Source organism: Mycolicibacter sinensis (assembly GCF_001673565.1).
Classification (GTDB): domain Bacteria; phylum Actinomycetota; class Actinomycetes; order Mycobacteriales; family Mycobacteriaceae; genus Mycobacterium; species Mycobacterium sinense_C.
In genome coordinates, this window is sequence record NZ_LZMF01000032.1 from 20,126 (window position 1) to 38,167 (window position 18,042).

The window sequence follows — 18,042 nt, forward strand, 5'->3', positions numbered from 1 at the left end:
TCGAGTCCGATCTACGGAACAACGGACGGGGAGCGCGACCGGGATTACTGAGAATTAAGAAAAGTCCGTGGCTGTGACTTCAGACCGTCAGCAGCGGGGCGATCCAAGTCAACTCAGCCGGAAGTTGGGAACTCCAAAATGATCCATCGTGCCCTCCGGGGGAAAATCCGCCTGCAGGGGGATTGGGCAGCTGGGCGATGAAGGCCTGGGTCGCCGAATAGAACGGATCGGCGTTTCCGCAGTCCACCCGGATCGGGATCGACGCCAAGGCCGGCATCCCGAAGACCGAGTTGGCGGCGAAGTCGGTCGCGCCGTCGAACGCCCCGGGCGCGGTGGCCCCGGGTGACAGCCACAGCGCGGGGCTGACCGCGCAGATCGCCGCCGTGCGGCGCGCACCGAGCCGGCCCCCGAGCAACAGCGCGCCGTAACCGCCCATCGACCAGCCGATGAACCCCACCCGGGAGGTGTCCAGCCCCTGCTCGGCGAGCAGCGGCAGCAACTCGTCGGTCACCATCGCACCGGAGTCCTCTCCGGAGGCGCGCCGGTGCCAGTAGCTGCCGCCGCCGTCGACGGCCACCACCGCGAACGGCGGTAGCCCGGCGGCGACCGCTTCGGCCAGGCCCTGCTCCACTCCGCCGGCCATCACCGTTGCGGCGTCACTACCTTTGCCGTGCAGCGCGATCAGCGGGCGCAGTGGCTCGGTCTGCCCCGGCGGCCGGGCGATCGCCCAGTTGGTGGTGACCCCACCGCGCGCCGCCGAAGCGAACGAGCCCGTCGTCATGGTCGGAAGCGTCGGGGTCGCCACCGCGGGCCGAGCGCCGAGCAGCGCACCCGCGCCCCAGGAAGAGAAAGCACCCGCTGCCGCCCCGAGACGCAGCACCGCCCGTCGGCTCATCTCCGGCATGGCGGTCATCATGCCAGCCCCCGCTGTCCGGCCGAAAAGACGAAACCCATGATGCGGCGATAGCTGTGCTGGCAGCATCTCTAGGCGTGATGACAGCGGTCACGCCCAAGGGCGAACGCCGACGGTATGCGCTGATCAGCGCTGCCGCCGAGCTGTTGCGTGAGGGCGGGTTCGAAGCGGTGCGGCATCGAGCGGTGGCCCAGCGCGCCGGCCTGCCGCTGGCGTCCACCACCTACTACTTCTCTTCGCTGGACGACCTGATCGCCAGCGCGGTGGAGCACATCGGGATGTTGGAGGTCGCCCAGCTGCGCGCCCGCATCGCCGGGCTGTCCCGCCGGCGCCGTAGCGCCGAGACCATCGCGGAGATGCTGGTGGACCTGTTGGTGGGGTCGCAAGAGAACCCGGAGAACGGCCTCCACGCCACCGAGCAGCTCATCTCGCGCTATGAGCGGTCCATCGTCTGCGCCCGCCAGCCCGCCCTGCGCGAGATCCAGCGTCGCATCCTGCACCAACGGTCCGACGCCGTCGCCGAAGCCGTCGAACGTTCCGGGCGGATCGCCCGGGTCGAGATGGCGCATGCCCTGGTCTGCATGGTCGACGGAGCGGTGATGGCGGCCCTGGTCGATGACCGGCAGGGGCCGCGGATCGTTGCCCGGGCGGCGCTGATCGACGTCATCGACCTGCTCGCGCCGCTGGACCAACGCGCCGTGTCAGCCTGAGAACCGCACACGGTATGCTGCCTCGACCCCTTTGTCGCTACTTTGCTACTGGCGGGTAACCGGGGGGTGCCCAGACGCCCAGAAACGCCTACGAGAAGCGAATGCGGAGAGCTACGTCATGATTATCGGTGTCCTATCCGAGGCGCAGGCCGGTGAGACGCGTGTGTCGGCGACGCCGGCGACGGTCGCTCAACTGACCAAACTCGGCTACGACGTAGTGGTGGACGCCGGCGCCGGCGCCGCATCGGATTTCCCCGACGAGGCCTATGTCGAAGCCGGCGCGACCATCGGGGACGCCCGCGCCGCCGACATCGTCTTCGGGGTCAACGCCCCCTCGACCGAACAGCTGGACGCGATGAAGCCAGGCGCCACACTGGTCAGCCTGCTGGCGCCGGCGCTGAACCCCGACCGGGTGCAGGATCTGGCCCGCCGGCCGATCACGGCGCTGTCGATGGACGCGGTGCCGCGCATCTCGCGGGCGCAGTCGCTGGACGTGTTGAGCTCGATGGCCAACATCGCCGGCTACCGCGCCGTGGTGGAGGCCGCGCACGTGTTCGGGCGCTTCTTCACCGGCCAGGTCACCGCCGCCGGAAAGGTGCCGCCGGCCAAGGTGCTGGTGGTCGGTGCCGGGGTGGCCGGGCTGGCCGCGATCGGTGCCGCCGGCAGCCTGGGTGCGATCGTGCGCGCCACCGATCCGCGGCCCGAGGTCGCCGATCAGGTCAAGTCCCTGGGCGGCGAATACCTGTCGATCGAAGACCCCGAAGCCGAGGTCTCGGCGACCGGCTACGCCAAAGAGATGGGCGACGAGTACAAGCAGCGCGAGGCCGCGCTCTATGCCGAGCAGTGCAAAGACGTCGACATCATCATCACCACCGCGCTCATCCCCGGTAAGCCCGCGCCGCGGATCATCACCGCCGACATGGTGGCGTCGATGAAACCAGGCAGCGTGATCGTGGACATGGCCGCGGCCAACGGCGGCAACGTCGAGGGCACCGTCAAGGACCAGGCCGTCGTCACCGACAACGGAGTGACGATCATCGGCTACACCGACCTCGCCGGTCGGCTGCCCGCGCAGGCCTCTCAGCTCTACGGCACCAACCTGGTCAACCTGATGAAGTTGATGACGCCGGAGAAGGACGGCCAGCTGGTGCTGAACTTCGACGACGTGGTGCAGCGGTCGATGACCGTGGTGCGCGACGGCGAGTCGACCTGGCCGCCGCCGCCGGTGCAGGTCTCGGCCGCTCCGGCCAAGGCGGCCGAAGCGCCGGTGGCCGCGCCGGCGGCGAAGGCGCCGATGACGGCCGGGCGACGGCTGGGACTGGTGGTCTCCGCCGCGGCGGTGCTGTTCGTGCTGGTCGCGCTGGCGCCGGCCGCGCTGCAGGTCCACCTGACGGTATTCGCGCTGGCGATCGTGATCGGCTACTACGTGATCGGACACGTGCACCACGCGCTGCACACGCCGCTGATGTCGGTGACCAATGCGATCTCAGGGATCATCGTGGTCGGTGCGCTGCTGCAGGTCGGCCACGGCGACCCGGCGATCACCGCGCTGGCGACGGCGGCGATCCTGTTGGCCAGCATCAACATCTTCGGTGGCTTCGCGGTGACCCGCCGCATGCTGGCCATGTTCTCCCGCAGCTAGAGCCTGCCCAAGACAAGTTGGAGTAGACCCCGCAATGTTCTCTGTGCAGACCGCCGCCTCGGCGGCATACATCGTCGCGGCCCTGTTGTTCATCCTGGCGCTGGCCGGCCTGAGCAAGCATGAGACGTCCAAGGCCGGCAACAACTTCGGCATCGTCGGCATGGCGGTGGCGCTGGCGGCGACGATCACGCTGGCCGTCCACCATGGCATCGGAACGCTCGGCCTGGGCCTGCTGATCGGGGCCACCGTGGTGGGTGCCGCGATCGGGCTGTGGCGCGCCAAGGTGGTCGAGATGACCGGCATGCCCGAGCTGATCGCGCTGCTGCACTCGTTCGTCGGGTTGGCCGCCGTGTTGGTCGGCTGGAACGGCTACCTGCACGTCGAGGCGCACCCGCACGGCGAGGAGGCCGTGAAGATGGCCGCCGAGGGGATGTTCGGCATCCACTCCGCCGAGGTGTTCATCGGGGTGTTCATCGGTGCGGTCACCTTCACCGGTTCGATCGTGGCCAACCTCAAGCTGTCGGCGCGGATGAAGTCGGCGCCGCTGATGCTGCCGGGCAAGAACTTCCTCAATATCGGCGCGTTGCTGGCGTTCGCGGCGCTGACGGTGTGGTTCTGCATCGAACCCAACCTGTGGTTGCTGGTGGCGGTGACCGTGCTGGCGCTGGCGCTCGGCTGGCACCTGGTGGCCTCGATCGGCGGCGGCGACATGCCGGTCGTGGTCTCGATGCTCAACAGCTACTCCGGCTGGGCCGCGGCGGCGTCGGGCTTCCTGCTCTCCAACGACCTGCTGATCATCACCGGCGCGCTGGTCGGCTCCTCGGGTGCCTACCTGTCCTACATCATGTGCAAGGCGATGAACCGGTCGTTCATCTCGGTGATCGCGGGCGGCTTCGGGATCGAGGCCGGCCCGTCCGACGACAAGGACTACGGCGAGCACCGCGAGATCACCGCCGAAGGGGTGGCCGAGCTGCTGGGCAGCGCGGACTCGGTGATCATCACCCCGGGCTACGGCATGGCCGTGGCGCAGGCCCAGTACGGGGTCGCCGACCTGACCCGCAAGCTGCGGGAGCGCGGCGTCAACGTGCGGTTCGGCATCCACCCGGTGGCCGGCCGGCTCCCGGGGCACATGAACGTGCTGCTCGCCGAGGCCAAAGTGCCCTACGACATCGTCCTGGAGATGGACGAGATCAACGAGGACTTCGATGACACCTCGGTCGTGCTGGTGATCGGCGCCAACGACACCGTCAACCCGGCCGCCGCCGAAGACCCGTCGAGCCCGATCGCGGGCATGCCGGTGCTGACCGTGTGGGAGGCCGACAACGTGATCGTCTTCAAGCGCTCCATGGCATCCGGCTACGCCGGCGTGCAGAACCCGCTGTTCTTCCGGCAGAACTCCGCGATGCTGTTCGGCGACGCCAAGGACCGGGTCGAGGACATCCTGCACGCGCTGTAGGGCACGGCGATCGCGATAGGGTAGCTGCTCGTGAGCATCCCAAATGTGCTGGCAACCCGCTACGCCAGCACCGCGATGACCGACATCTGGTCGCCCGAGGCCAAGATCGTCGCCGAACGCCGGCTATGGCTGGCTGTGCTGCGTGCCCAGTCCGAACTGGGTGTGCAGGTGCCCGAGCAGGCGATCGCCGACTACGAGCGGGTGCTGGAGGATGTCGACCTGGCATCGATCGCCGACCGGGAACGGGTGACCCGCCACGACGTCAAGGCCCGCATCGAGGAATTCAATGCGCTGGCCGGCCACGAGCACATCCACAAGGGCATGACCAGCCGGGATCTGACCGAGAACGTCGAGCAGATGCAGATCCTGCAGTCCCTGAGGCTGGTGCACCGACACGGAGTGGCAGTCGCGATCCGGCTGGCTCTGCACGCGGAGGCCAACCGTGAGCTGGTGATGGCCGGGCGCAGCCACAACGTCGCCGCCCAGGCCACCACGCTGGGCAAGCGGTTCGCCTCGGCCGCCCAGGAGACGCTAATCGCGTTGCAGCGGCTGGAAGAGCTGATCGCCCGCTACCCGCTGCGTGGCATCAAGGGCCCGATGGGCACCGCCCAGGACATGCTGGATCTGTTCGACGGCGACACCGTCAAACTCGCCGAGCTGGAACGCCGGGTCGCCGACTTCCTTGGTTTCTCAACGGTTTTGACCAGCGTCGGGCAGGTCTACCCGCGCTCACTGGACCACGACGTGCTCTCGGCACTGGTGCAGCTCGGGGCCGGAGCGTCGTCACTGGCCCACACCATCCGCCTGATGGCCGGCCACGAACTGGTCACCGAGGGCTTCGCTCCCGGGCAGGTCGGCTCCTCGGCGATGCCGCACAAGATGAACACCCGCAGCTGCGAACGGGTCAACGGCCTGCAGGTGGTGCTGCGCGGCTACGCGTCGATGGCCGCCGAGCTGGCCGGAGCCCAGTGGAACGAGGGCGACGTGTTCTGCTCGGTGGTGCGCCGTGTCGCGCTGCCCGATGCGTTCTTCGCCGTCGACGGACAGACCGAGACGTTTCTGACCGTGCTCGACGAATTCGGCGCCTACCCGGCGGTGATCACCCGCGAACTGGACCGCTACCTGCCGTTTTTGGCCACCACCAAGGTGCTGATCGCCGCGGTGCGCGCCGGGATGGGCCGAGAAGCCGCCCACGAGGTCATCAAGGAGCACGCGGTGGCCGTCGCCCTGGCGATGCGCGAACGCGGTGCCGAACCCGACCTGCTGGACCGGCTGGCCGCCGACGACCGGCTGCCGCTGGACCGGGCCGCCCTGGAGGCGGCCATCGCCGAACGGCAGGCCTTCACCGGCGCGGCCGCCGACCAGGTCGACCAGGTGATGGCGGAGGTCACCGCGCTGGTCGAGCGGTATCCGTCGGCGGCCGGCTACGTCCCAGGCGCGATTCTCTAACCGCGCATGGGCGTGACGCGGTGGCCGGCACCGGACGCCTTCGCGGTGGTGATGGCCACCGGCATCCTGTCGATCGCCGCTCGCGACCACCACTACCGCTGGCTCTCAGACACTTTGGGAGTGCTGGCCACCGTCGTGCTGGTGGTGCTGACGGTGGCCGCCGTGCGCGCCTTGCCCCGCTGGGATCTTCGCGACCCGGACGTGACACTGCGGTTGTTCACCTTCGTCGCCGCGTGCGCGGTGCTGGATTCTCGTGTGGTCGCCCATCCGGTGGCGGTGCGTGTACTGGGGGCCGTGGCCCTGATGGCATGGCTGGCGCTGGCGGTCCTGACCTGCCGCAACATGGCGTCCCGTGGCTTGGGGGAGCTGCGAGCTCGTGCCCATGGCGCCTGGGAACTGGCCAGTGTCGGCACGTCGGGTTTGGCGATCCTCGCCGCGCGGGTCGCCCGGCACACCGGTGATCGCGGCTGGGCGCCTGCGGCGGTGCTGATCTGGCTGCTGGCGATCGTGGTCTACCTCGTGATGACCTGGCTGATCCTGTGGCGCACCGCCCAAGAACGCAAGGACCGCGATGGCTTCGCACCGGACGACTGGATCCTGATGGGGGCGTTGGCGATCGCCACCCTGGCCGGGCACACCATCTACTCCGGGGCGGTGGCGTGGCTGGCCGGCCCGGTGCGGGTCGTCACGATCGTGACGTGGGTGCTGGCCAGTGCGTGGATCCCGCCGCTGGTCTACTTCGTGCTGCACCGGGTCAACCGGCGGCCCGCGGTGCTGCAACTCACCGGGGCGTGGTGGGCGCTGGTCTTTCCGCTGGGGATGTACTCGGTGGCCACCGCGGCCATCGCCGCCGAACTCCGGACACCGGCCTTGCAGACGGTGTCGCTGGTGGTCTTCTGGAATGCGTTGACGGCCTGGGTGATTGTGGCGGTCGCCGGATTGCTGCGATTGCGGGTGGTCACGCCCGAGGCGCGCCGGCGCGGCGGCGCCGAGCGGTGAGCCAAGCCCACAACCAGGTCAGCGGAACGTCGCGGCCGGTGCAGAGGTACTCCACCGTCGTCGGATCGTGGCAGATCGCCTGTACCTGCGACAGACCATCTCGCTTTCCGACCAGCAACACCTGATCGCCGACGGCCAGGGCGGTCTCGTCGGGCGGCATAAAAGTGTGTTCGCCGCCATGGACCAGCACCAGCGCCGCCAGCGGCAAGCTGGTCTCGCGATCGTCGGGCCGCCGCAGGAGATCCGCCACGGTCAAGGTCATCCCGCGCCGCAACCAGTCGGTGATGGCCGGAGCGTGCTCGTCGGTCAACGTGATGACATCGCGGCTGGGGGTGCGCCGGCCGCAGCGCTCCTTCAGGCGGTCGCGCACCGCGGCGGCCCACTGCTCGTCACGGCCGAACGCATGCTCCACGAAGCTCCAGAACACCGGCGTGAGGATCCGGGCGAGCGTCTCGCGGGCGATGAGCTCGGTGGCGATGTACACCTCGTCGATCTGTAGCGCCTCCAGCAGAGCCTTTTTGGTGTTTCGCTGCTGCCGGACCACCAGGTAGACATCGGGGTTGGCCAACCGAGCCTGCTCGGCCAGGGCGATGTTGGTGGTGTCGTTGCGGGTCCCGGCGATGAACCCGACCGCGCCGGAGATGTCGGGTGCACCGTCGGCCGGGTTGACGAGCTCGACGGACAGGCCACTGGCGATGAGGTCGGCGGCCACATCCCGGCCGAATCCGGTGCCCGCGGACACCACCCATCTGCCGTCGGCCAGACCCCGGCGCAGCGTCGGCATCTCGTCCTCATCGTTGTCCATCAACCAGCGCAACAACTGATGATTGATCGGGCGGTGGATCGACAGGGCGAGGTACTCGCCGAATCTGTCGTCGGCGTTGATGACCGCCGCCGGTGAGAAATGCTCGATCTGGGCCTGGATGTGGCCGTCGGTGCAGCGGGCGAACACCGGCACCTCCGGCCGCAGCAGCGCAACGGTCATCACCACCGCCAGATTGGTGGCGTCGTCGTCGGTCAGGGCGAGCACGCCCTCGCAGTCGCGATGGGCGAGGCCGGCCATGCCGAGCATCGCCGGAACGGCGCAGTCGCCTTCGACGGCGGGAACGTCGAAACTGAGTTGCTCGGCGACCACCGACTGGACCCGGGACTCCTGCTTGTCGATGACGACGAACCGGTGCCCGTGCTCGTCGAGTTCGGCGCCGACGGCCCGGCCGGCCTGACCGTAGCCGGCCACGATGACGAACGGCTCGACCAGCCGGCGGACTTGCCGGCGGAAACGCTGCGCGGCGAGTGCGTCCTGGAAGGCAGCGTCGTTGACCAGGGCGAAGAAGACGCCGATGGCATAGGCCCAGCTGATCACGACCAGGTAGATCGACATCGACAGCCACATGCGCTGCGGGTAACTGAACGCGTGCGGCACCTCGCTGTAGCCGACCGTGGTCAAGGTGATCGTCATCTGGTAGAACGCGTCGAACACGGTGAGCCGGTAGGGATTTCCCTGCGCATCGACGCCGGGCATCAGCATCAGTCCGGTGCTGCAGATGCTGAATGTGGTGATCACGACGATGAACGGCGCACGCATTCGCCGCATGAACAAGAAGATGACGTCGCTGGTCGGCACCGTCGTCGGTACCCGGACCGGCTTGAGTTTCTGCCGCGACCGCCGGCGGTTCCAGAACGAGAACAGGTGCAGCGAATTCGGCATCGGCTGTCGAGGCTGGTTAGCGGCGCCGGAATGACGCGGTTTCGACCACGAGCAGGGTTACCGAAACGATGTTGGCCAGCAGCGCTCCGCCCGACAGGGACACCACGCTCGCCGTCGCGTGCCGGTCCAGTCCGAAGGTCGAGACGTGGGTGTAATAGACCCACATTGCTGCCGCGGCGGCGAGTTGGAGCAGCGCGACCAGGCTGGTGGACAGGTGGACCGCACCCAGTTGGGTGCGGTCGCCGAACTTCAGGACGGTGGTGATCAGCGCCACGATGAGCGCCAGGAACAGCTCCCACGGATTGTGAATGACCGGATCGCCGATGTCACCGACGAAGAAGCCGAAGTTCAATGTCGCCGCCAGCAGCACAAAGAAACCGAAAACCACCTTCTCGAGGTTCACACCGGCAGCCTAGCCGCCGGTGGCGGCCGGTTGGTGGCGTCGCGCCAGTCCGGCAGACCGGAGTTCGAGACCCGCCAGCCGGCTGATGACGAGGGGATCATTGTTCCGCCACGCGCCGACCGGGTCGCTGCCGGCGATGGCCAGCCTGCGCAGCGGCTGGTTGGTCAGTGCCCGCAGCGCCATCAGCTGCTGACCGGCCGGGGCCGCGGCCAGCGCCAGCACCGCCCGCTTGCGCAGAAAGAACCGCAGTCGCAGCGCCAGCCAGGGCATCGCCACTGCCAGCACCGGCGGCGCCGCCACCGCGATCGCCAGCAGGTAGGCCAGCCAACCGGCGGTGGTGTTCAGGTCGTGGCCGGCGCCGGCGATGTCGACGGCCGCCTCACCGGCTGCGGTCAGCGGCTTGCTCACCGCATCGCCCACCAGCGGGATGCGATGCGCGCTGTCCCCGGCCGAGGTCAGACTCTCGGCCACGCCATTGGCGCCGTGCTCGAACTGCCGCCCGACCCCGGCGATGGCGGCCACCGCACCGTGCACGGCGAGGGCGACCAGCACCCACAGGAAGGTCCACACGGCGACGACGGCGTCGCTGAACAGTTGGGCCAGCAGGCGGCCGGGGGAGGTGGCGTAGGGCAGCAGCCGTGAAGTCATGGATCCGATCCCAGCACAATGCTGGCCGCTAAGCTGGCCCAATGTCGCGTCCCGCGCTCTCCGATTATCAGCACCTGGCCAGCGGCAAAGTCCGCGAACTGTATCGGATCGACGACAAGCACCTGTTGTTCGTCGCCACCGACCGGATCTCGGCGTTCGACTACATCCTGGACAGTCAGATCCCGGACAAGGGCCGGATCCTGACCGCGATGAGCGTCTTCTTCTTCGACCTCGTCAAGGTCCCCAACCACCTGGCCGGCCCGCCCGACGACCCGCGCATCCCCGAGGAGGTGCTGGGCCGGGCACTGGTGGTGCGCCAGCTGCAGATGATGCCGATCGAGTGCGTGGCACGCGGCTACCTGACCGGCTCGGGCCTGCTCGACTACCAGGACAGCGGCTCGGTCTGCGGCATCGCGCTGCCGCCGGGTCTGGTGGAGGCCAGCAGGTTCGCCAATCCGCTGTTCACCCCGGCCACCAAGGCCGAGATCGGTGAACACGACGAGAACATCTCGTTCGCGCAGGTGATCGACCTGGTGGGCCCGGTGCGGGCCGGCCAGCTGCGCGACCGCACCCTGGAAACCTATGTGCAGGCGGCCGGCCACGCCCTGACCAAGGGGATCATCATCGCCGATACCAAGTTCGAGTTCGGTGTCGATGAACACGACAATCTGGTGCTCGCCGACGAGGTGTTCACCCCCGACTCGTCGCGGTACTGGCCGGCCGATCACTATCAGGCCGGGGAAGTGCAGCAAAGCTTCGACAAGCAGTTCGTGCGCAACTGGCTCACCGGCCCGGAATCCGGCTGGGACCGCGCCGGCACCCAGCCGCCCCCGGCGCTGCCGGATGACATCATCGCCGCGACCCGTGCCCGTTACATCGAAGCCTACGAACGGATTTCCGGCCTGTCCTTCAATGACTGGGTCGGCCCCGCCGCATGACCGACGTCGCACACCCGCTGCCGGATCCCCCTTCGGCCAAGCGGGCGGAAACAACCCGCGTCCACCACCGGGACGTCTTCGTCGACCCCTATGAATGGCTGCGGGACAAGTCCGACCCCGCGGTGCTCGCCCACCTGGAGGCCGAGAACGCCTACACCGACGCCGCCACGGAACACCTGGAACCGTTGCGGCAGAACATCTTCGACGAGATCAAAGCCCGCACCAAAGAAACCGACCTGTCGGTGCCCGCGCGGCGCGGCGACTGGTGGTACTACGGGCGCACCTACGAGGGGAAACAGTACGGCGTTCAATGCCGCTGTCCCATCGGCTCTTCCGACGACTGGGACCCGCCCCAACTCGATGAGGCCACCGCGATCCCCGGCGAACAGGTGCTGCTGGACCAGAACGCCGAGGCGCAGGGCCACGACTTCTTCGCGCTCGGCGCCGCCGCGGTCAGCCCAGACGGCAATATCCTGGCCTACTCCGTCGACGTCGTCGGTGACGAGCGCTACACGCTGCGATTCAAAGATTTATCCACCGGCGAGCTGTTCCCCGACGAAATCACCGGAATCGGCGCCGGGGTGACCTGGGCGACCGATAACCGCACCGTCTACTACGTCACCGTGGATGCGGCCTGGCGCCCGGACACCGTGTGGCGCTACCGGATCGGCGCGGACCGGCCCGCCGAGCAGGTGTACCACGAGGGCGACGAGCGGTTCTGGCTGTCGGTGGGCCGCACCCGCAGCGACGCCTATGTGCTGATCGCGGCCGGGTCGTCGATCACCTCCGAGGTCCGCTACGCCGACGCGGCCGACCCGCAGGCGCACTTCACCGTGGTGCTGCCCCGCCGGGAAGGCGTCGAGTACTCGGTGGAGCATGCGATCGTCGGCGGCGAAGACCGATTCTTGGTGCTGCACAACGATGGCGCGGTCAACTTCACCCTGGTGCAGGCTCCGGTAGGTGATCCGACCGCGCAGCAGACCCTGATCGCCGGACGTGATGACGTGCGGCTCGATGGGGTGGACGCCTTCGCGCACCACCTCGTCGTCGGCTACCGAGCCGACGGGTTGCCGCGCCTGCAACTGTGGCCGATCGGCAGCGACGGCGACTACCTAGCGCCGCAGGAGATCACCTTCGACACCGAGTTGACCTCCGCGGGCCTGGCGGCCAACCCCAACTGGGACTGCCCGCGACTGCGGGTGGGCGCGACGTCGTTCATCACCCCGGTACGCATCTACGACATCGACCTCGCGACCGGCGAACGCACCCTGCTGCGTGAGCAGCCGGTGCTCGGCGACTACCGCCGCGAGGACTACGTCGAGTACCGCGACTGGGCCTACGCCGAGGACGGCACCCGCGTCCCGGTGTCGGTCGTGCACCGGGCCGGGATCGCATTACCGGCTCCGACACTGCTTTACGGTTACGGCGCCTACGAGATGTGTGAGGACCCGCAGTTCTCGATCGCCCGGCTGTCCCTGCTGGACCGCGGCATGGTGTTCGCCGTCGCGCACGTGCGCGGCGGCGGCGAACTGGGCCGGCTGTGGTACGAGCACGGCAAGCTGCTGCAGAAGAAGAACAGCTTCACCGACTTCGTCGCCGTGGGCCGCCACCTGATCGAGGCCGAGATTTGCCGGCCGGGGCAGCTGGTGGCGATGGGCGGCAGCGCGGGCGGGCTGTTGATGGGCGCGGTGACCAACCTGGCACCGGAGCTGTTCGCCGGCGTGGTGGCGCAGGTCCCGTTCGTCGACCCGCTGACCACCATCTTGGACCCGTCGCTGCCGCTGACTGTCACCGAGTGGGACGAGTGGGGAAACCCGTTGGACGACAAGGACGTTTACTTCTACATGAAGTCCTACTCGCCCTACGAGAACATCACCCGTCGCGAATACCCGCCGATCCTAGCGATGACGTCACTGCACGACACCCGGGTGTATTACGTCGAGCCGGCGAAGTGGGTTGCGGCGCTACGGCACACCAAGACCGACGCCAACCAGGTCTTGCTGAAAACCCAGATGAACGCCGGCCACGGCGGCATCTCCGGGCGTTACGAACGCTGGAAGGAGATCGCGTTCCAATACGCCTGGCTGCTGGCGACGGCCCGCTGCGAGGTTCCCGGGAAACACTGACCGGGCGCCCCTGGCACCGCCACCGGGTACCCTCGCGGCCATGAGCCTTGCTGATATCCCGCTGACCACCCTCGATGGCCAGTCCACCTCGCTGGCGGACTACGCCGACCGCGCGGTTCTGGTCGTCAACGTCGCCTCCAAATGCGGGCTCACCCCGCAGTACAGCGCCCTGGAGAAGCTGGCCCAGGACTACGCCGACCGCGGGCTGACCGTGCTCGGCGTGCCCTGCAATCAGTTCATGGGCCAGGAGCCCGGAACCCCCGAGGAGATCCGGAGCTTCTGCTCCACCACCTACGGGGTGACGTTTCCGCTGCTGGCCAAGACCGACGTCAACGGCGATGGCCGCCACCCGCTCTACGCGGAGCTGACCAAGACCGCCGACGCCGAGGGGGCTGCCGGTGACGTGCAATGGAACTTCGAGAAGTTTCTGCTCGCCCCCGGGGCGACAGTGGTCAACCGGTTCCGGCCCACCACGGTGCCGGACGCGCCCGAGGTGATTACCGCCATCGAGGCCGTCCTGCCGAAGTGATGCGCACCCGCTCGGAGCGCTTCCCGAGTGTTCGGGCGTTGGCGCTGGCTTATCGGTTCCGGGAGAGCCTTTTTCTGCTGCCGCTGGTGATCGTGTTCGGCGGCATGCTGTTGGCCGTTCTCAGCCGTGCGGCGGACCGTCGTATCGGGCCGTCGCCGCGTTTCCTGCTGAAGATGGACAGCGGGGTGGCCACCACGCTGCTGTCCACGATCGCCGGCGCGACGATCACCACCGCGGGGGTCATCTTCTCGCTGACCATCGTGAGTCTGCAGCTGGCGAGCTCCCAGCTGTCGCCGCGGGTGATGCGCTGGTTCATCCGGGACCGGCTCAGCCAGGTCGTGATCGGCCTGCTGGTCGCGACCTTCGTGTACTGCGTGCTGAGCCTGCCGGATCTGGACGGATCCCGTCCGGTGCCCGCGCCGCCGCTGACGGTGACCGTCGCCGTGGTGCTGACGATCGTCACCGTGATCACCATCATCGCCCACGTCGATCACCTGGCCCATCGCCTGGAGGTCGGTCAGGTGGTGCGGGAGATCGCCGCGGAGGGCTCGATGGTGATCGACACCGTGGTGGCCGCCGCGGCCGACGAGCAGCCGGCCCCCGAAACCGACATGGACGCTCCGGCGGACGTGCTGCGGCTGACCTCGCCCGGCAACGGCTGGATCAGCCGGGTCGACACCCGCCGGTTGTTGGCCGCCATCCCGCCGAACACCAAGATCCGGTTGGACACCCGGGTCGGGGCCTACATCCACCTGGGCCAGCCACTGGTCACGATCTGGCCGCCGCCGTCGCACCCGGACCGGGTGCGGCAGAAGCTGACCCGGGCGATCGCCGTCAGCGACAGCCGCACCATGCAGGAGGACATCGACTTCGCGTTCCGCCAGCTCGTCGACATCGGGCTGCGCGCGCTGAGCTCGGCGATCAACGACCCCACCACCGCGGTCGAGGCCACGCTGCGGGTCGGCAGCCTGTTGCGCCGCCTGCTGGTGGTGCCGTTGCCGCTGGTGGCGGTGGCCGGCTCGGAGGGCCGGATCCTGCTGCGGCCGTGGGGCCTCAACGCCAAGGAGTACATCGCGCACGGCTTCGATCAGCTCCGTCAGGTGGCACCGTCTCAGCCACTGGTGGCGGCGACGATCCTGCGGGTGCTACGGATGCTGGTCGTCCACGTCGAAGAGCAGGGCCGGATCGAACACATTCCGGCACTGCGTGAGCAGGCCGACCTGCTGCTGGAATCACTGGCCAAGGCGCCAGAGCTGCATCCGCGCGACCTGGCGCGACTGCGGGCGATCGCGGCCAACAGCACCGACCCGGCCAACCACAGCCGTCGGCGCCGGCTGAGCCTGTAACGCCAGCCGGCGTCTGCTTGGATGTCACCGGCCGGTCACCTGCACCGGCCACACTGGTGGCATGACCGGACAGCTGATCGTCTCCGTCTCGGGGATCGGCGAACGGACCTGCGCCGACGCCGAGTCGTTCTGCGCGCAACTGGACGCCCGAGCCGTGCCGGTGTCACTGCTGGTGGCACCGCGGCTGGGGACGGACTACCGGCTGGACCGCGACCCGCGCACCGTCGACTGGCTCGTGCACCGGCGGGCCGGCGGCGCCGCCATCGTGCTGCACGGTTTCGACGAGGCCGCCACCAAGAAGCGCCGCGGCGAATTCGCCACCTTGGGCGCCCACGAGGCCAACCTGCGGCTGCTGGGGGCCGACCGCGTGCTGGAGCACCTGGGTTTGCGCACCCGGCTGTTCGCCGCGCCCGGCTGGACGGTGTCACCGGGAACGGTGCGGGCGTTGCCGCGCAACGGGTTTCGTCTGCTAGCCGGTCTGCACACGGTGACCGATCTGGTGCTCGACCGCACCGTACGGGCGCGGGTGGTCGGCATCGGAGCCGGTTTTCTGACCGCGCCCTGGTGGTGCCGGATGGTGGTGGCGACCAGTGCGCGTATCGCGCGCCGCGGCGGGGTGGTGCGACTGTCGGTGGGCGCTCGGCAGCTGAGCGATCCGGGCGTGGTAGCGGCCATGCTGGATGCGGTGGACGCGGCGCTGGGCCACGGCTGCCGCCCGGAGCGTTACCGGTGGCCGCTCGCGGCCGATGTGGCCTCCGGGCTGAGCGCCTGACTGGCTACGCTGGACCGCCATGAGCGGTAAGGCGGACGCCGACGCGATCATCGTCGGGGCGGGTCTGGCCGGCCTGGTGGCGGCCTGCGAACTGGTGGAACGCGGCCAGCGGGTGCTGATCGTCGACCAGGAGAACAGCGCGAACCTGGGCGGGCAGGCGTTCTGGTCCTTCGGTGGCCTGTTCTTCGTCGACAGCCCCGAGCAGCGGCGGCTGGGGGTGCGCGACAGCCACGAACTGGCCCTGCAGGATTGGCTGGGCACCGCCGGCTTCGACCGCGCGTGCGACCACTGGCCGCGGCAATGGGCGCACGCCTACGTCGACTTCGCCGCCGGGGAGAAACGCAGCTGGCTGACCGCGCGCGGGCTGAAGATCTTCCCGCTGGTGGGCTGGGCCGAGCGCGGCGGTTACGGCGCGATCGGACACGGCAATTCGGTGCCCCGGTTCCACATCAGCTGGGGGACCGGGCCGGCCCTGGTCGAGATCTTCGCGAGCCGGTTGCGGGGCCGATCGCGAGTCCGCTTCGCGCACCGGCACCGGGTTGACGAGCTGATCGTCGAAGACGGCCGGGTGACCGGCGTGCGGGGCAGTGTGCTGGAACCGTCGTCCGCGGCGCGCGGTGTGGCGTCGTCACGGAACACTGTGGGGGAGTTCGAATTCCGGGCGCCCGCCGTGCTGGTGACCAGCGGTGGCATCGGCGGCAACCTCGAGCTGGTGCGGCAGAACTGGCCGGAGCGGATGGGCCGCGTCCCGGCGCAGCTGCTGGCCGGGGTGCCCGCCCACGTCGACGGCCGGATGATCGGGATCACCGAGGCCGCCGGCGGGCGGGTGATCAACCGGGACCGGATGTGGCACTACACCGAGGGCATCACCAACTACGACCCGATCTGGCCGGGCCACGGCATCCGGATCATCCCCGGCCCGTCGCCGCTATGGCTGGACGCGGCCGGCAACCGACTGCCCGGGCCGCTGTATCCCGGCTTCGACACCCTGGGCACCTTGGAGCACATCGCGCGTTCCGGGCAGGATTACACCTGGTTCGTGCTGAACGCGAAGATCATCGAGAAGGAATTCGCGCTGTCGGGTCAGGAACAGAACCCGGACCTGACCGGGCGCAGCCTGCGTCAGCTGATCGCCTCTCGGGCTCGGTCCGGGCCGCCGCCCCCCGTGCAGGCGTTCGTCGACCGCGGGGTGGATTTCGTCCATGCCGATTCGCTGCGCGATCTGGTCGCGCGGATGAACGACCTGCCCGATGTGCTGCCACTGGACTATGCGACGGTGGCGGCCGAGGTGACCGCACGCGACCGCGAGGTGGCTAACCGGTTCAGCAAGGACGGCCAGATCACCGCGATCCGCGGCGCCCGGGCCTACCTGGGGGACCGGCTGGGCCGGGTGGTGGCCCCGCACCGGCTGACCGATCCGGCCGCCGGCCCGCTGATCGCCGTCAAACTGCACATCTTGACCCGGAAGACGTTGGGCGGCTTGGAAACCGACCTGGACTCCCGGGTGCTGGGCGCCGACGGCAAGCCTATCGACGGGCTGTATGCCGCCGGTGAGGTGGCCGGTTTCGGGGGCGGCGGGGTGCACGGTTATCGGGCGCTGGAGGGCACCTTCCTGGGCGGGTGCATCTTCTCCGGCCGGGCCGCCGGCCGGGGCGCCGCCGGCGACATCACCTAAAGCCGGTATTCCCGGCGAGCAGACGTGAATGCTCCCTAAAACGCCCGAAAATGGGGGCTTTCACGTCTGCTCGCGGTTAGAACGCGACGGCGCTCTCGGCGGGCAGCACCTGAAAGTCGGTGCGTCCCATCTCGGCGAGCCGCCCGTGGTAGATGCCGCGGGCGTCGTCGGCGATGATGCCCTGGTGGATCGGCACCGCGGCCCGCGGCGCCACGGCCCGCAGGTAGTCGACCGCCTCGGCGATCTTCATCCACGGTGCTGCGGCCGGGGCGGCCAGCACGTCCACCGGCTCGTCCGGCACGAACAGTGCGTCGCCGGGGTGCATCAGCCGGGCCGGATGCCCGGCGTCACCGACGAGGTAGGAGATGTTGTCGATCATCGGGAGCTCCGGATGGATCACCGCATGCTGCCCGCCGACCCCGCGCACCCGCACCGAGCCGAGCTCGAAGGAATCCCCGACATGCACCGGCCGCCATGGCGGCCCCAGCTGGGCGGCGGTCTGCGGGTCGGCGTAGAGCGCGGCTTCCGGATTGGCGTCGAGCAGCGCCGGCAGCCGCGCGGTGTCGACGTGGTCAGGGTGCTGATGGGTGATCAGGATCGCCGACAGCCCGGTGATGCCCTCGAAGCCGTGCGAGAAGTTGCCCGGATCGAACAGCACCGTGGTGTCGACGAAATCGGCGAGCAGGCAGGAGTGGCCGAAGTGGGTCAATCGCATGTCTTCGATTGTG

At 68.9% G+C, this 18,042-nt stretch carries 16 protein-coding genes; 11 read left to right on the forward strand and 5 right to left on the reverse strand.

The features are described 5' to 3' along the window. Positions 1 to 79 precede the first annotated feature (79 nt). Positions 80 to 916 carry an alpha/beta hydrolase-fold protein gene (locus A5648_RS04970; protein WP_065023471.1) on the reverse strand — a complete coding sequence of 279 codons (837 nt, stop codon included), beginning with the start codon at positions 914 to 916 and terminating at the stop codon, positions 80 to 82. Positions 917 to 993: 77 nt separating this feature from the next. On the opposite strand from A5648_RS04970, the gene A5648_RS04975 reads away from it, so the two are divergent. The 5 genes from A5648_RS04975 (at position 994) to A5648_RS04995 (ending at position 7,169) form a co-directional block, all read left to right on the forward strand. Continuing rightward, the gene (locus tag A5648_RS04975) at positions 994 to 1,623 is read left to right on the forward strand and encodes a TetR/AcrR family transcriptional regulator (RefSeq protein WP_065023472.1); all 630 of its coding nucleotides are present in this window, start codon (positions 994 to 996) and stop codon (positions 1,621 to 1,623) included. Positions 1,624 to 1,741: 118 nt separating this feature from the next. After that, positions 1,742 to 3,265 (forward strand): Re/Si-specific NAD(P)(+) transhydrogenase subunit alpha, encoded by a 1,524-nt coding sequence (locus A5648_RS04980; protein ID WP_065023473.1) that lies wholly within the window; start codon positions 1,742 to 1,744, stop codon positions 3,263 to 3,265. A 34-nt stretch (positions 3,266 to 3,299) separates the two neighbouring features. Then, positions 3,300 to 4,721, forward strand: a complete 1,422-nt coding sequence (gene pntB, locus A5648_RS04985) for a Re/Si-specific NAD(P)(+) transhydrogenase subunit beta (RefSeq protein WP_065023474.1) — start codon at positions 3,300 to 3,302, stop codon at positions 4,719 to 4,721. A gap of 30 nt (positions 4,722 to 4,751) precedes the next feature. Next, complete coding sequence (gene purB, locus A5648_RS04990; protein ID WP_065023475.1) at positions 4,752 to 6,170, forward strand: adenylosuccinate lyase; 1,419 nt, start codon at positions 4,752 to 4,754, stop codon at positions 6,168 to 6,170. A 6-nt stretch (positions 6,171 to 6,176) separates the two neighbouring features. After that, a complete protein-coding gene (locus A5648_RS04995; RefSeq protein WP_065023476.1) occupies positions 6,177 to 7,169 on the forward strand; it encodes a tellurite resistance/C4-dicarboxylate transporter family protein in 993 nt (330 codons plus the stop codon). Here the strand turns inward: A5648_RS04995 and A5648_RS05000 are convergent. Genes A5648_RS05000 through A5648_RS05010 form a run of 3 tightly spaced genes read right to left on the reverse strand, consistent with a single transcriptional unit; the run spans position 7,129 to position 9,928 of the window. Beyond that, positions 7,129 to 8,877: an NAD-binding protein gene (locus A5648_RS05000; protein ID WP_065023477.1), complete on the reverse strand. Its 1,749-nt coding sequence runs from the start codon at positions 8,875 to 8,877 to the stop codon at positions 7,129 to 7,131. The two genes, A5648_RS04995 and A5648_RS05000, sit on opposite strands and share 41 nt — an antisense overlap. Positions 8,878 to 8,893: 16 nt before the next feature. Further along, entirely contained in the window at positions 8,894 to 9,280 is a 387-nt protein-coding gene (locus A5648_RS05005) for a DUF6394 family protein (RefSeq protein ID WP_065023478.1), read from the reverse strand. Positions 9,281 to 9,289: 9 nt separating this feature from the next. After that, a complete protein-coding gene (locus tag A5648_RS05010; RefSeq protein ID WP_065023479.1) occupies positions 9,290 to 9,928 on the reverse strand; it encodes a hypothetical protein in 639 nt (212 codons plus the stop codon). A 41-nt stretch (positions 9,929 to 9,969) separates the two neighbouring features. Here A5648_RS05010 and A5648_RS05015 point away from each other — a divergent pair, with 41 nt between their 5' ends. The 6 genes from A5648_RS05015 (at position 9,970) to A5648_RS05040 (ending at position 17,314) form a co-directional block, all read left to right on the forward strand. Further along, on the forward strand, positions 9,970 to 10,866 hold the full coding sequence (locus tag A5648_RS05015) for a phosphoribosylaminoimidazolesuccinocarboxamide synthase (RefSeq protein WP_065023480.1): 897 nt from the start codon (positions 9,970 to 9,972) through the stop codon (positions 10,864 to 10,866). Beyond that, on the forward strand, positions 10,863 to 12,992 hold the full coding sequence (locus tag A5648_RS05020) for a S9 family peptidase (protein WP_065023481.1): 2,130 nt from the start codon (positions 10,863 to 10,865) through the stop codon (positions 12,990 to 12,992). Before A5648_RS05015 ends, A5648_RS05020 begins: the two co-directional genes overlap by 4 nt. A 40-nt stretch (positions 12,993 to 13,032) precedes the next feature. Continuing rightward, positions 13,033 to 13,521 carry a glutathione peroxidase gene (locus A5648_RS05025; RefSeq protein WP_065023482.1) on the forward strand — a complete coding sequence of 163 codons (489 nt, stop codon included), beginning with the start codon at positions 13,033 to 13,035 and terminating at the stop codon, positions 13,519 to 13,521. Then, on the forward strand, positions 13,521 to 14,867 hold the full coding sequence (locus A5648_RS05030; RefSeq protein WP_065023483.1) for a DUF2254 domain-containing protein: 1,347 nt from the start codon (positions 13,521 to 13,523) through the stop codon (positions 14,865 to 14,867). The genes A5648_RS05025 and A5648_RS05030 overlap by 1 nt, the downstream gene beginning before the upstream one ends. A gap of 61 nt (positions 14,868 to 14,928) precedes the next feature. Further along, a complete protein-coding gene (locus tag A5648_RS05035) occupies positions 14,929 to 15,639 on the forward strand; it encodes a DUF2334 domain-containing protein (protein ID WP_065023484.1) in 711 nt (236 codons plus the stop codon). A 19-nt stretch (positions 15,640 to 15,658) separates the two neighbouring features. Next, entirely contained in the window at positions 15,659 to 17,314 is a 1,656-nt protein-coding gene (locus A5648_RS05040; RefSeq protein ID WP_065023485.1) for an FAD-binding dehydrogenase, read from the forward strand. Between the two features lie 76 nt (positions 17,315 to 17,390). Here A5648_RS05040 and A5648_RS05045 read toward each other — a convergent pair whose 3' ends face one another. After that, positions 17,391 to 18,029, reverse strand: a complete 639-nt coding sequence (locus tag A5648_RS05045) for an MBL fold metallo-hydrolase (RefSeq protein WP_065023486.1) — start codon at positions 18,027 to 18,029, stop codon at positions 17,391 to 17,393. Between the last annotated feature and the right edge of the window lie 13 nt (positions 18,030 to 18,042).

What these genes read in the sequence shown, in the direction of transcription:
- A5648_RS04970 (WP_065023471.1), bottom strand. Translation starts at nt 916, where the DNA reads ATGATGACCGCCATGCCGGAGATGAGCCGACGGGCGGTGCTGCGTCTC.
- A5648_RS04975 (WP_065023472.1), top strand. Translation starts at nt 994, where the DNA reads ATGACAGCGGTCACGCCCAAGGGCGAACGCCGACGGTATGCGCTGATC.
- A5648_RS04980 (WP_065023473.1), top strand. Translation starts at nt 1,742, where the DNA reads ATGATTATCGGTGTCCTATCCGAGGCGCAGGCCGGTGAGACGCGTGTG.
- pntB (WP_065023474.1), top strand. Translation starts at nt 3,300, where the DNA reads ATGTTCTCTGTGCAGACCGCCGCCTCGGCGGCATACATCGTCGCGGCC.
- A5648_RS04995 (WP_065023476.1), top strand. Translation starts at nt 6,177, where the DNA reads ATGGGCGTGACGCGGTGGCCGGCACCGGACGCCTTCGCGGTGGTGATG.
- A5648_RS05000 (WP_065023477.1), bottom strand. Translation starts at nt 8,877, where the DNA reads ATGCCGAATTCGCTGCACCTGTTCTCGTTCTGGAACCGCCGGCGGTCG.
- A5648_RS05010 (WP_065023479.1), bottom strand. Translation starts at nt 9,928, where the DNA reads ATGACTTCACGGCTGCTGCCCTACGCCACCTCCCCCGGCCGCCTGCTG.
- A5648_RS05015 (WP_065023480.1), top strand. Translation starts at nt 9,970, where the DNA reads ATGTCGCGTCCCGCGCTCTCCGATTATCAGCACCTGGCCAGCGGCAAA.
- A5648_RS05020 (WP_065023481.1), top strand. Translation starts at nt 10,863, where the DNA reads ATGACCGACGTCGCACACCCGCTGCCGGATCCCCCTTCGGCCAAGCGG.
- A5648_RS05025 (WP_065023482.1), top strand. Translation starts at nt 13,033, where the DNA reads ATGAGCCTTGCTGATATCCCGCTGACCACCCTCGATGGCCAGTCCACC.
- A5648_RS05030 (WP_065023483.1), top strand. Translation starts at nt 13,521, where the DNA reads ATGCGCACCCGCTCGGAGCGCTTCCCGAGTGTTCGGGCGTTGGCGCTG.
- A5648_RS05035 (WP_065023484.1), top strand. Translation starts at nt 14,929, where the DNA reads ATGACCGGACAGCTGATCGTCTCCGTCTCGGGGATCGGCGAACGGACC.
- A5648_RS05040 (WP_065023485.1), top strand. Translation starts at nt 15,659, where the DNA reads ATGAGCGGTAAGGCGGACGCCGACGCGATCATCGTCGGGGCGGGTCTG.
- A5648_RS05045 (WP_065023486.1), bottom strand. Translation starts at nt 18,029, where the DNA reads ATGCGATTGACCCACTTCGGCCACTCCTGCCTGCTCGCCGATTTCGTC.